The organism is Microbacterium sp. 05N427, from assembly GCF_056397105.1.
Window position 1 is genome coordinate 119350 of record NZ_JBFTMT010000003.1, and the last position, 13046, is coordinate 132395.

Sequence of the window (13046 nt, forward strand, 5' to 3'; positions counted from 1 at the left end):
TCAGGCCCGCGCGGGCCGTTCCCGGATCGGCGATCTGGTCGCCGACTGAGCCGCGCCCCTCCTCGTCTCTGCCCGTCCCGACAGCGCAGAACAGACACAGAGGAGAGACATGACAGCGCATTTCAACCACACGATCATCGCGTCCACCGACACCGCCGAGATGGCGGACTTCTACCGCGATCTGCTCGAAGCCGACGACGCCCCGTCCTGGGGCCCGTTCACGAACGTGCAGATCGGAGGCGGGATCCTGCTTCAGTTCGCGGCACCGCCGATCGAGTTCCCGCCGCAGCACTACGCCTATCTCGTCGACGACGAGCACTTCGATCGCGCCTACGCGACGATCACCGAGCGGGGGATCACGCACTGGGCGGATCCGCAGCGCGCCAAACCGGGCGAGATCAATCACGAGCACGACGGTCGAGGGGTGTACCTGCTGGATCCGTCCGGGCATTATCTCGAGCTGCTCACGCGCCCGTACCTGTGAGATCCAGGGCCGCAGCGGCCCGGGCAGGAAGAAGCCGGGCCGCAAGAACGCCTCTCGGCGGAAGGCCGCTCGCAGCGGCAAAAAATGGAGCCCGGGGTTATGCGGCCCGGCCGATCAAGTGTAACGCTTCGGGGGCGGCGGTATTCCCGTCGTCCCCGACGCCGGGCGCGTCGTCCACGCCCTAGGCTCGGAGCATGGCCGCAGCCCGATTCGCCCTGCTGATCACCCCCGCCGAGTCCACGGACGAGGAGCGGGCCGATTTCAGCGACAGCTTCCGCCGGATCGATCCGGGTGCTCCGGCGCTCAGCGTGGGCGAGCTGAGCACGCAGCGCGGCGATGGCATCTTCGAGTCGATCGGCGTCGTCGACGGCCACGCCCAGGAGGTCGAGCCGCACGTGCAGCGCCTGGCTCATTCGGCCGCTCTCTGCGACCTTCCTGAACCGCACCGCGAGCAATGGCGTCAGGCGATCGCGCTCGGGGCGGCGGAGTGCGGCCCCGGCGAATGGGTGATCAAGCTCATCCTGAGCCGCGGCGTCGATCACGGACCGGCGCCGACCGCCTGGGTCACCGCCGCACCCGCAGGGGACTTCACCGCCGCCCGCACGGAGGGCATCCGCGTCGTCACGCTCGACCGCGGCTACGACAGCGGCGCCGCAGAGCGCTCGCCCTGGCTGCTGCTGGGGGCGAAGACGCTCTCGTACGCGGTGAACATGGCGGCGCTCCGCGAGGCGCACCTCCGCGGCGCCGATGACGCGATCTTCGTCACCACCGATGGCGTGGTGCTGGAGGCGCCCACGGCATCGCTCATCCTGCGCTTCGGCGACCGCTTCGTCACCCCCGCTCCGCACGGCGGGATCCTGCAGGGCACCACCCAGATCAGCCTCTTCGCGCACCTGCAGTCGCAGGGGCACGTTACGGAGTACGCCACGGTGCCGACCGACGAGCTCGCGACCGCCGATCAAGCCTGGCTCCTGTCCAGTGTGCGGCTGGCCGCGCCGATCACGGCGATCGACGATGCTGCGCTCGCGGTCGACCACGCGTTCACGGACGGCCTGAACCGCTACCTGCTCTCGCCGCGCGACTGAGCGTCGCGAGGGGACTGGTACGCCGTGGGGGATGGTCGTAGTCTGCCCCCATGACAGAGCAACCGGCCGCACCTGCGGCCTACGACGACCTCCGCGCGGTGTTCGTCAACTGCACCCTGAAGCGCAGCCCCGATCTCAGCCACACGCAGGGCCTGATGGATCGCAGCATCGCGCTGATGCGTTCTCAGGGGGTCACCGTCGAGAACATCCGCTTCATCGATCATGACGTCGCGACCGGCGTCTATCCCGACATGCGCGAGCACGGCTGGGCCGACGACGCCTGGCCGGACGAGATCTGGCCGCTCATCGACGCCGCGGACATCCTCGTGGTGGGCGGTCCGCTGTGGCTCGGTGACAACGCCTCGATCACCCGCAAACTCATCGAGCGGCTCTACGCGATGAGCGGCCTGTTCAACGACAAGGGCCAGTACGTCTACTACGGCAAGACCGGCGGCGCGCTCATCACCGGCAACGAGGACGGCGTCAAACACGCCGCGATGTCGATCCTGTACAGCCTGCAGCACATCGGCTTCACGATCCCGCCCGCGGCGGACGCGGGCTGGATCGGCGCCATCGGCCCCGGCCCGAGCTATCTGGATCCCGGTTCGGGCGGCCCGGAGAACGATTTCACAAACCGCAACACCACCTTCATGACCTGGAACCTGCTGCACACCGCGCGCCGGCTCAAGGACGCCGGTGGCATCCCCGCCTACGGGAACCTCCGCGAGGCCTGGAACGACGGCGAACGCTGGGGCTACGAGGCCAATCCCGAGTACCGCTGATCGCGTCCTCCCGCGCGACGCAGGAGGGGCCCGGGCGCCGCAGCGCCGAGCCCCTCATGACGGATCAGATCGGATCATCCGAAGCGGCCAGAGACGTAGTCCTCGGTGGCCTGCTCCTTCGGCGACGTGAAGATCGTCGCGGTGTCGGCGTACTCGATGAGCTTGCCGGGCTTGCCCGTGCCCGCGATGTTGAAGAAGGCCGTCTTGTCGCTCACGCGCGAGGCCTGCTGCATGTTGTGGGTCACGATCACGATCGTGAACTCGTTCTTGAGCTCCGTGATCAGCTCCTCGATCGCGAAGGTCGAGATCGGGTCGAGGGCCGAGCACGGCTCGTCCATCAGGACGACCTGCGGGGAGACGGCGATGGTGCGGGCGATGCACAGGCGCTGCTGCTGACCGCCGGAGAGGCCGGCCCCAGGCTTGTCGAGACGGTCCTTCACCTCGTTCCACAGGTTGGCGCCGCGCAACGACTTCTCCACGAGGTCGTTCGCGTCGGAGGCGGAGATCCGCTTGTTGTTGAGGCGGACGCCCGCGAGGACGTTCTCCTTGATCGACATCGTCGGGAACGGGTTCGGCCGCTGGAACACCATGCCGACCTGGCGGCGCACGAGCACCGGATCCACGCCCGGCGCGTACAGGTCCTCACCGTCGATGTAGACGTTGCCCTTGACGGTCGCGCCGGGGATGACCTCGTGCATCCGGTTGAGCGTGCGCAGGRACGTCGACTTCCCGCAGCCCGACGGACCGATGAAGGCGGTCACCGTGCGGGGCTCGATGTTCATGGACACACCCTCGACGGCGAGGAAGTCGCTGTAGAAGACGTTCAGATCGTTGACTTCGATGCTCTTGGACACGCTGCGTGCCTTCCTGAGTTAGCGGCTCTTCGGCGCGAATGCCTTCGCGACGATCCGAGCGATGAGGTTGAAGATGACGACGACGATGACCAGCAGCAGGGCAGCGCCCCAGGCCTGCGCCTGCGACGCCGGGATGTCCTTGCCCGGGAAGCTGTAGGCCGTGTAGGCCATCACCGGCAGGGTCTGCATGGGCCCGCTGAAGGGATTCGCGTTGAAGTTGTCGGTGAAGCTCGCAGCGATGAAGATCGGGGCGGTCTCGCCGATGACACGGGCCACGGCGAGGACGACCCCCGTCACGATACCGCTCGCCGCTGTACGGAGCACCACCTTGATGATGGTCGTCGCACGCGGCACGCCGAGGGCGAGCGAGGCCTCCCGCAGCTCGTTCGGCACCAGCCGGATCATCTCCTCGGTGGAGCGGATCACGATCGGGATCATCAGCACGCAGAGGGCGATCGAGGCGGAGAAGCCGCTGAACGCCTTCGGGCCGACGATGAGTGCGAACAGCGAGAACGCGAACAGACCAGCGACGATCGAGGGGATGCCCGTCATGACGTCCACGAGGAACGTGATCGTCCGGCGCAGCGGGTTGCTCGGCTGCGCGTATTCCGTCAGGTACACGGCGGCGAGGATGCCGATCGGCACCGAGATCAGCGCGGCAATGCCGGTGATGATCAGCGTTCCGACCACCGCCTGCAGCGCTCCGGGGGTGTTCGTCACGGCCAGCGTGTTCGGGTCGAACACGCTTCCGCCGACCTTGGTCACGAAGTCCCAGGTCAGCACCTTGATGCCCTGGGACACCACGGTCCAGAGCGTCGAGATCAGCGGTGCCACGGCCAGGACGAAGGCGCACACCACGAGGCCGCGCACGACGCGGTCGACGGACTTGCGGCGACCCTCTACGATGCCGGATCCGATGCTGATCGCGATGAGGTAGATCACGGCGGTGAGCACGAGCCACACCGCCGGGTTGAACAACTGGATCACCAGGAGCACGGCCGCCACGACCACGGCGGTGCCGACGGCGAGCACCGGTTCGATCCAGCGGGGCAGCTGCCCGCTGGTCAGGCTCATCGGCTGTGCCGTCGCCGGAGCAGAACTGACCGCGGTCATACGCGCTTTCCAATCTTCGGCGAGGTGCGAGCCTTGCGGTCGGAACGGCCGAGGATACCGCGAGCGATCATGTTGACCGCGAGCGACACCACGAACAGCATGAGGCCGGTGCCGATCAGTGCGGAGCGCTGCAGGTCGGTGGCGATCGGGAAGTTGTTCGCGATGTTCGCGGCGATCGTCTGCGAGTTGTATCCGTCGGTGAGCAGCGCGACCGAGAACAGCAGCGAGGGCGAGATGATCAGCGCGATCGCCATCGTCTCGCCGAGCGCCCTGCCGAGGCCGAGCAGGATGGCGGAGACCATGCCGCTGCGCGCGTAGGGGAAGACGGCGAGCCGGATCATCTCCCAGCGCGTCGCGCCGAGGGCGAGGGCGGCCTCCTCGTTCAACCGCGGCGTCTGCAGGAAGATCTCGCGGGTCAGCGCCGTGACGATCGGCAGGATCATGACGGCGAGGACGACGCCTCCGGCGAGCGTGGTCGAGCCCGTGCTCGAGACCGGCCCCTGGAAGAGCGGGATCCAGCCGAAGTACTGGTTGAGGAAGTCGGCGAGCGGCAGCAGGAACGGGCGGATCACGATGACGCCCCACAGGCCGAACACGATCGACGGCACCGCGGCGAGCAGGTCGACGACGTATGCGAGCGCGCTGGCGAGTCGGCGGGGAGCGTAGTGCGAGATGAACAGCGCGATGCCGATCGCGACGGGGGCACCGAGGACGAGCGCGATCAGCGCCGACCAGATGCTGCCCCAGAGGAGCGGCGCGACGTAGTTCCAGAAGCTGCCCCAGTGCTTGTTCTGGTACCCGGCGAGGTCGCCGTTGGTCTCCCAGTTCGCCGTGATGGCGGGCAGTCCCTTGAGGATCAGGAAGATCGCGACACCGGCGAGGATCACCATGATGGACGCGGCGGCCGTCGTCGACAGACCGAGGAAGAACCTATCGCCTGCGCGACGCTTTCCGATGAGGTTCTCAGAGGCGACCGTTGTCGTCTCTTCACGCTGCGCGACGTCAGTCACGGTGCCACTCTTGATCTCGCATGTGTGTGCACGTCTTTCTTTGTGCTCCGGCCAGTGGCAGGAGAGGGATCGGGCCAGCACGAAAAACTCGGCAGGGCCTCCGATCGGGTCGGCTGCCCTGCCCAGCCCGGGTCGGCTCCGAAGAGCCGACCCGGGCCGGCCTGATGCTTACTTGATGGTCGCGAGCGACTCCTGAGCCGCCTTCAGAACGGAGTCGGGCAGCGGCGCCGCACCGGCGTTCTTGACGGCGACCTGCTGGCCGATCGTGCTGTCGATGAAGCCGATGTAGCTCTTCACGAGCGCGGCCTGCGCCGGGGTCTTGAAGGTCGTGCACGCGATCGCGTAGGAGACCAGCGGGATCGGGTAGGTCTCAGCGGTCAGCTTCGAGTAGTCGAACTTCTTCGACAGGTCGCCCTTGACGCCGTTGGAGGCGTCCACCGCGGCGACGTCGAACGTCTTCGAAACGGCCTCGGCGCTGAACGGGACCGCCTTGCCGTCCTGCAGGATCGACGCGCTGGCGAGCTTGCCGATCGCGGAGTGGTCGGCGTAGCCGATGGTGCCCGTGCCGGCCTCGACGGCCTGGACGACGCCCGAGCCGCCCTTCTGCTTGGAGACGTCGCCCTCGACCGGCCAGTCCTTGCCTGCGGGGTAGGTCCAGACGGAGGACTGCGTGCCGGCGAGGTAGTTGGTGAAGTTCGCCGTGGTGCCAGAGCCGTCCGAGCGCGCCACCGTGGTGATCTTGCCGGCGGGGAGCGCCTTGCCGTTGTCCTTGGTGATCGCCGCGTCGGACCAGTCGGTGATCTTCAGGGAGAAGATCTTGGCGATGGTCTCGCCGCTGAGCGTGAGGTCCGTCACGCCAGGAACGTTGAAGACGATGGCGACGCCATCGAGGTAGACGGGGATGTTGATGCCGCCCTCGGTGCACAGGGCCTTCGACGAGGTGGTCTGGTCCGCGTTCAGCGGGGAGTCGGATCCGGCGAAGTCGTACGCGCCGCTGAGGAAGTTGGTGACGCCGCCGCCAGAGCCCTGGGACTTGTCGTAGTTGATGGTGACGCCCTTGACCTGGGCGTTGTACGCAGCGGTCCACGCCGCCTGCGCGTTCGCCTGAGCGCTCGAGCCACCGGAGGTGATCGTGCCGGTCAGCGATGCGTCCACCTTCGAGGTGATCGCGCTCGAGGACGGCGCCGCAGAGGGGGAGTCGGTGCTCGTGCTGCTGGGCGTCGCCGAGCAACCCGCCAGCGCGATCGCGGCGAGCACGCCGGCAGCGCCGAGGGTGGTGATGCGGTTGAGCTTCACTATGTAAGTCCTTCGCTGTGTCGAGTGTGCCCTGGTGCAGGGCCACGCCAGACGATATGCGTCGTCTGTTACGCGATCAAAGATCGAAGGTAAACGGGGGGTGAACGACGATCTGCGCCCGTTCAGATCTTCGGCAGGTGCGTCTCGATCGAGATGATGCCGGATCCGGGGTTCGTCGCGCTGAGATGCACGACGCTGAACGCCCCGACCTCGAGCGCGGAGGCGCTGCCGAGGTAGGAGCCGGGCAGCGTGCCGGTGGCCAGTGCGATCTCGCGCATGATGTCGGGGAGCACCGGTCCGTGGCTGCACAGCAGGGCGGGCTTGCCGGAGCGCACGCGCTTGCCGATGACGGCCCGGGGGTCCGCCAGGCCCTCCTCCCAGGCGTCCTGGCTGAGCAGGTCGGTCTTGCGGACCTTGTGCCCGATGGCCTTGGACAGGGGCAGCACGGTCTCCACGCAGCGGCGGGCATCGCTGGTCACGATCCGCTCCACGCCGAATGCCCGCAGCGGTCCCACGATCGCGTTCGCCTGGGCGTGGCCGCGCGGGGTCAGCGGACGCGACGCGTCGGATCCGAGCCACACGCCGCGGTTGGCGGCCTTCGCGTGCCGCAGCACGACGAGCGGGAAGGTGCGCAGGGCGCCGTCGTCGACGAGCTTGGCGAACGCGTCCAGGATCTCGACGTCGACCGGGTAGCTGAGCCGCGCGCGCGCCTTCTTCAGGCTCACCCATTCGAGGGCGGCGATCTCGCGATTGGGCACGAACGCGGACACCCGCACGGCCTCGTCCGTGGCCTCCGCTGCCCAGTAGTGCACGACCTTCTGCTTGCGGTTGGCCATCGTGTAGCGGGAGACGCCCACCGGAGCGCCGAGCGAGACGCGGATCCCGGTCTCCTCGAAGATCTCCCGTACCGCGGTCTCCGCGAGCATCTCGCCCGGATCGACCTTGCCCTTGGGGAGGGTCACGTCCCGGTACTTCGTGCGATGGATCAGCAGGATCCGCAGCTTGTCCTCGACGACGCGCCACACCAGGCCGCCGGCCGCGTACACGGCGCGGTCCGGGCGGTCCGCCACGACGGTGACACCCGTGGTGTCCGCGGTGGCGCCGGAGGGTCCGAGGGGGCTGGGGGTCATCGCACCGCCCTGGCCCTGCGGCGCTGCTGGATCTGCGACATGGTCCTATCCTGCAGGTCGATGAGCGGAGCGCCAACCTCGGAGAACGCGCGGCGGGTCCATTCCCCGTTCGCTCCCAGGTGCCAGGACGACGTCTCGGGGGAGAGGGCGACGTCGAAGAACCCGAGCAGCTCGTCGATGTGGGCGGGTTCGGTCACCCGTACCAGCGCCTCCACCCGACGGTCGAGGTTGCGGTGCATCATGTCGGCACTGCCGATGAAGACCTGCGGATCTCCATCGTTGTGGAACGCGAAGATGCGCGAGTGCTCGAGGTAGCGCCCGAGGATCGAGCGCACCGTGATGTTGTCGGTGATGCCGGGAAGATCCGTCCGCAGGCTGCAGATCCCGCGCACCCACACATCCACGGGCACACCGTCTGCGCTCGCCCGGTACAGGGCATCGATGATCTGCTCGTCCACCATCGAGTTCACCTTGATCCGGATGTGCGCCGGCTTGCCGTCGAGGGCGTTCTGGCGCTCCTTCTCGATGTGCCGGAGCAGGCCCTTGCGCAGGTGCAGGGGGGCGACCAGGAGGCGCTTGAACTTCTTCTCGATGGCATACCCGCTGAGCTCGTTGAAGAGGCGGGTGAGATCCTTGCCGACCTGCGGGTCGGCGGTGAACAGGCCGAAGTCCTCGTAGATGCGGCTGGTCTTCGGGTTGTAGTTGCCCGTGCCGATGTGGCTGTAGTTGCGCAGCACGCCGTCCTCCTCGCGGATGACGTTGACGAGCTTGCAATGGGTCTTCAGCCCGACGAGGCCGTAGACGACGTGCACCCCGGCCTTCTCGAGCTTGCGCGCCCAGACGATGTTGTTCGCCTCGTCGAAGCGGGCCTTCACCTCGACGAGCGCGAGCACCTGCTTGCCGGACTCGGCGGCGTCGATGAGGGCCTGCACGATCGGGCTGTCACCCGAGGTGCGGTACAGCGTCTGCTTGATGGCGAGCACGTGCGGGTCCCGCGCAGCCTGCTCCAGGAACGCCACGACGCTCGTCGTGAACGACTCGTAGGGGTGGTGCACGAGCACGTCCGCCTTGCGGATCGCCTTGAAGATGTCGATGCGCTCGTTCGCTCCGGGCTTGAACGCCAGCGCGGTCGTGGGCACGTGCGGGGTGTACCGCAGGTCGGGGCGGTCGATCCGGCCCAGCCCGAACAGGCCGCGCAGATCGAGGGGGCCGGGGAGGCGATAGACCTCCTGGTCGGTGATGTCGAGCTCGCTGATCAGCAGATCGAGCGTCRCGTCGTCCATGTCGTCGGTGATCTCGAGGCGGATCGGCGGGCCGAAGCGGCGGCGCAGCAGCTCGGCCTCGAGCGCCTGGATGAGGTTCTCCGACTCGTCCTCCTCGATCTCCACGTCTTCGTTGCGGGTGAGCCGGAACGCGTGGTGATCGAGCACCTCCATCCCGGGGAAGAGGTCGTCGAGGTGGTTGGCGATGAGCTCCTCGAGGCGGATGAAGCGCAGCGCGCCATCCACCGAGGGCACCTCGACGAAACGCGGCAGCATCGGCGGCACCTTGAGGCGCGCGAACTCCTGGCGGCCGGTGCGGGCGTTGCGGATCCGGATCGCGAGGTTGAGCGACAGTCCGGAGATGTACGGGAACGGGTGTGCCGGGTCGACCGCGAGCGGCATCAGCACCGGGAAGACGTTGGCCTGGAAGTAGTCGGTCAGCTCGGCCTTGGCCTCGCCGTCCAGATCGTTCCAGTCCACGATCGTGATGCCCTCGGCCGCCAGCGCGGGCCGGATCAGCTCGGTCCAGGCGGAGGCATGGCGTCGCTGCAGCGTGTGCGCGTCCGCGGAGATGTCGGCCAGCACGTCGGCCGGGGCGCGCCCGACGTTGGTGGGCACGGCGAGGCCCGTGACGATGCGGCGCTTGAGGCCGGCGACGCGCACCATGAAGAACTCGTCCAGATTGCTGGCGAAGATCGCGAGGAAGTTCGCCCGCTCCAGCAGGGGCACCGTCTCGTCCTCGGCGAGCTCGAGCACCCGCTGGTTGAAGGCCAGCCAGCTCAGCTCGCGGTCGAGATACCGGCTCTCAGGGAGGAGTGAGTCGTCCGGCGCGATGAGCTCGTCGAAGTCGTCGTCCTCGGCGTCGCCGAGTCCGGAGTCTGCCAGTGCGGGATCGATCATGCGCCCCATCATTGCAGGATGACGTGACCTAGAGGTGAACGCGTCGCGATCCGGATCCGCGGTTCGCTCCCGGAGCCGGATCTCGCCGTCGCGGGGCCCGGTCAGCGAGCGCCGGGGGCGACCGGACGCGCTTCGTCCTCGTCGACGTTGAAGCGGTAGCCGACGTTGCGCACGGTGCCGATGATGTGCTCCTGGTCGCCGAGCTTGGCCCGCAGCCGCCGCACGTGCACGTCGACCGTGCGGGTGCCGCCGAAGTAGTCGTAGCCCCAGACCTCACTCAGCAGCTGCTCGCGAGTGAACACGCGGGAGGGGTGCGTGGCGAGGAAGTGCAGCAGCTGGAACTCCTTGTACGTGAGATCCAGCGGGGTGCCGCGCAGCTTGGCGGAGTAGGACTGCTCGTCGATCGTCAGCCCGGAGGTCTGCACCTTGACGGGCTCGGCGGACGACGCCTCACGGGACAGGGCGAGCCGGATGCGGGCGTCGATCTCGGCGGGGCCCGCCCCGGTGAGCAGCACGTCATCGATGCGCCACTCGCCGTTCACCGCGGTCATCCCGCCCTCGGTGACGACCAGCAGCAGCGGCCCGCGCAGTCCGGTGGCGCGGATCAGGGTGCACAGCGACTTGGCCGCCACGAGGTCGGTGCGCGCATCCACGATCACGGCATCCGCGTCGGGCGCTGTCACGAGTTCCGCGGGCTGCGCGGGAATCGTGCGGACGCGGTGGCCCAGCAGCTCCAGGGCGGGCAGAACGGGCGTCTCGGAGGGGGACGACGTCAGAACCAGCAGTTGCGCCACGCAGATCCTTTCCTGCTGACACCTTACTCAGGACCGCGCGCACAGCGCGTATGGGTGACAATGGGCGCATGGCCGATCCCGTCCTCGCTCCGCGCAGTCCCTTCGTCGGACTCGTCGTCACCTGGGCCGTCGCCGCGGTGGGGGCGATCCTCATCGGGGTCGTCGCGCCCGACGATCTGCTCATGACCTGGTACGCGATCGGGTTCGGGATCTGCGTGCTGCTGTCCTTCGCCGTGCAGCTCTTCCGCGGGGAGACCCGCGGGTTCATCCTTCGCGTCTCGGCAGGGAGCCTCGGCGCGCTGCTGGTGATGGGGATCGTCTCCGCGGGCTTCGGCGTCGCGGCGCTGTTCGGCGCCTGAGCCCGCATCCGTCACACGGGTCCCGCCCGACGCAGCAGGGGCTCGGGACGGCATAGAGTAGTCGCATGGACATCGTCGCGCTCGAACTCTTCTTCGTCGGCCTGCTGGTCCTCGCGGGGCTCGCGATCACCTTCTGCGCAGGGGCCGTTCTCGTCAACCTGTTCCGCGGCCAGCGCTGATCAGCGACCGCTTCGCGACAACTGCTGAGAGAAGGCTCCCCGTGCTCGATCTCCCCTCCGATCTGCCCGCCGACATCGTGCCGCTGTCCTGGCTGCTCGGCGTCTGGGAGGGCTCCGGCGTCATCGACTACGAGGTCCCTGGCCCCGATGGGGATGATGACGCGCACCGCTATCAGGGCGAGTTCGCGCACCGCGTGAGCTTCAGCCACGACGGCGGGCCGTTCCTGAACTACGCGGCGACCGCGACCTTCACCCCCGAGGACGGCGAGCCGCTGGCGCTCGTGGCCGAGTCGGGATTCTGGCGCCTGACGCGCCCCGCCGACGCGCAGGATGCGGGGCCGGGACTGCTCCCGCCGCGCGAGGCCCGCACCGCACCGCGCACCGTGGATGACGTCGAAGCGCTGCGGCGGCCCGAGGGCGGGTTCGCGATCGAGGTGTCGATCGCGCACGCGGACGGCATGCTCGAGCTCTATCTCGGCCGCATCGACGGGCCGCGCATCGACATCGCGACCGACGCCGTGGTGCGTGCAGAGGGCGCCAAGGAGTACGGCGCCGCCACCCGGATGTACGGTCTGGTCGACGGCCACCTGCTCTGGGCCTGGGACATCGCCGCGCTCGGCGCGGGGTTGCGCTCGCACGCGTCGGCGCGGTTGGCGAAGGTCTGATCATGGCCGGTTTCCCGTCCCTGATCGGGGTGATCGCGGAGGGCGACGTCACTCTGCACTTCGGGGATCCCGTCCGGGAACAGCGTGCGCTGGAGCGCGGTGAGGCGCTGGCGCCTCTCGGCGACCGCACCGTGATCGAGCTGACCGGATCCGAACGGCTCACCTGGCTCGACTCGATCACCACGCAGTCCGTCGCCCGCCTGCACGCCGGGCAGAGCACCGAGCTGCTCGTGCTGGATCCGCAGGGGCGGGTCGAGCACGTCGCCGCGGTCTTCGACGACGGCTCCTCGACCTGGCTCATCGCCGACACCGCAGACGCGGAGCCGCTGGCGACCTGGCTGCAGCGCATGGTGTTCCGCGCCGATGTGAAGGTCGCGGTGCGACCGGAACTGCTCGTCGTCGGCTTCTTCGCCGGCTCGGGCGCAGAACAGCGCGCGGAGCGGGCCGCGCTCGCCCCGCACGGTCAGGCCGTCGTCTGGACGGATCCGTGGCCGACCGTGCAGCCCGGCGGGCATCAGTACCACGTCGGCGAGCATCCCGGCTCCGACTACCACTGGCGCACCGCCGTGCTCGACGAGCCAGCGGCCGCGGCGCTCGCCGCGGACTCCGAGACGATCTGGGCCGGCGCGCTCGCCGCGGAGGCCCTGCGGATCGCGGCCTGGCGCCCCCGCTGGGCCGCCGAGGTGGACGAGCGCTCGCTGCCGCACGAGACCGACTGGATCCGCAGCGCCGTGCACCTGAACAAGGGCTGCTACCGGGGCCAGGAGACCGTGGCGAAGGTGCACAACCTGGGTCACCCTCCCCGTCGGATCGCGGCGCTGCACCTGGACGGCAGCGAGAGCCTGCTGCCCGACGCCGGCGCTCCGGTGCTGGTCGTCGGAGCGGACGGCACGGAGGACGAGGTCGGGCACATCACCTCGGCAGCCCGGCACCACGAGCTCGGGCCGATCGCGCTGGCGATCCTGTCCCGGCGTGCGCCGGTCGGCGACCTCGTGGTGCGCACGCCAGATGGCGACATCGCGGCCGCGCAGGAGGTCATCGTCCCCGGCGACGCCGGAGCGACGGCCGAGGTGCCGCGGCTGACGCGGCTTTCGCGTCGTCCTTCCGCGCCGGATCCGCGCGACGCGCACTGA

General features: G+C 68.7%; 13 protein-coding genes. 6 read left to right on the forward strand and 7 right to left on the reverse strand.

From position 1 onward, the window contains the following. Positions 1–109: 109 nt before the first annotated feature. The 3 genes from AC1DG4_RS04345 (at position 110) to AC1DG4_RS04355 (ending at position 2351) form a co-directional block, all read left to right on the forward strand. Positions 110–484 (forward strand): VOC family protein, encoded by a 375-nt coding sequence (locus AC1DG4_RS04345; RefSeq protein WP_477376454.1) that lies wholly within the window; start codon positions 110–112, stop codon positions 482–484. A 194-nt stretch (positions 485–678) separates the two neighbouring features. After that, positions 679–1569: an aminodeoxychorismate lyase gene (locus AC1DG4_RS04350; RefSeq protein ID WP_477376456.1), complete on the forward strand. Its 891-nt coding sequence runs from the start codon at positions 679–681 to the stop codon at positions 1567–1569. A 50-nt stretch (positions 1570–1619) separates the two neighbouring features. Next, a complete protein-coding gene (locus tag AC1DG4_RS04355) occupies positions 1620–2351 on the forward strand; it encodes a flavodoxin family protein (protein ID WP_477376457.1) in 732 nt (243 codons plus the stop codon). 74 nt (positions 2352–2425) lie between these two features. Here AC1DG4_RS04355 and pstB read toward each other — a convergent pair whose 3' ends face one another. The 7 genes from pstB to AC1DG4_RS04390 all read right to left on the reverse strand — a co-directional run bounded on the left by pstB (position 2426) and on the right by AC1DG4_RS04390 (position 10710). Next, positions 2426–3205 carry a phosphate ABC transporter ATP-binding protein PstB gene (gene pstB, locus AC1DG4_RS04360; protein WP_477421092.1) on the reverse strand — a complete coding sequence of 260 codons (780 nt, stop codon included), beginning with the start codon at positions 3203–3205 and terminating at the stop codon, positions 2426–2428. An 18-nt stretch (positions 3206–3223) separates the two neighbouring features. Next, on the reverse strand, positions 3224–4279 hold the full coding sequence (gene pstA / locus AC1DG4_RS04365; protein ID WP_477420193.1) for a phosphate ABC transporter permease PstA: 1056 nt from the start codon (positions 4277–4279) through the stop codon (positions 3224–3226). A 35-nt stretch (positions 4280–4314) separates the two neighbouring features. Further along, complete coding sequence (gene pstC / locus AC1DG4_RS04370; protein ID WP_477376463.1) at positions 4315–5328, reverse strand: phosphate ABC transporter permease subunit PstC; 1014 nt, start codon at positions 5326–5328, stop codon at positions 4315–4317. A gap of 168 nt (positions 5329–5496) precedes the next feature. Next, entirely contained in the window at positions 5497–6624 is a 1128-nt protein-coding gene (locus AC1DG4_RS04375) for a PstS family phosphate ABC transporter substrate-binding protein (RefSeq protein WP_477376465.1), read from the reverse strand. Between the two features lie 122 nt (positions 6625–6746). Next, entirely contained in the window at positions 6747–7754 is a 1008-nt protein-coding gene (locus AC1DG4_RS04380; RefSeq protein WP_477376467.1) for an NUDIX hydrolase, read from the reverse strand. Then, positions 7751–9916: an RNA degradosome polyphosphate kinase gene (locus tag AC1DG4_RS04385; protein WP_477421093.1), complete on the reverse strand. Its 2166-nt coding sequence runs from the start codon at positions 9914–9916 to the stop codon at positions 7751–7753. The genes AC1DG4_RS04380 and AC1DG4_RS04385 overlap by 4 nt, the downstream gene beginning before the upstream one ends. Before the next feature lie 101 nt (positions 9917–10017). Further along, positions 10018–10710, reverse strand: coding sequence for a winged helix-turn-helix transcriptional regulator (locus tag AC1DG4_RS04390; RefSeq protein WP_477376470.1), 693 nt, complete (start codon positions 10708–10710; stop codon positions 10018–10020). Positions 10711–10778: 68 nt separating this feature from the next. Here AC1DG4_RS04390 and AC1DG4_RS04395 point away from each other — a divergent pair, with 68 nt between their 5' ends. The 3 genes from AC1DG4_RS04395 to ygfZ all read left to right on the forward strand — a co-directional run bounded on the left by AC1DG4_RS04395 (position 10779) and on the right by ygfZ (position 13046). Further along, entirely contained in the window at positions 10779–11069 is a 291-nt protein-coding gene (locus AC1DG4_RS04395) for a hypothetical protein (RefSeq protein WP_477376472.1), read from the forward strand. A 220-nt stretch (positions 11070–11289) separates the two neighbouring features. Beyond that, entirely contained in the window at positions 11290–11913 is a 624-nt protein-coding gene (locus AC1DG4_RS04400) for a nitrobindin family protein (RefSeq protein WP_477376474.1), read from the forward strand. 2 nt (positions 11914–11915) lie between these two features. Further along, positions 11916–13046 (forward strand): CAF17-like 4Fe-4S cluster assembly/insertion protein YgfZ, encoded by a 1131-nt coding sequence (gene ygfZ, locus AC1DG4_RS04405; protein ID WP_477376476.1) that lies wholly within the window; start codon positions 11916–11918, stop codon positions 13044–13046.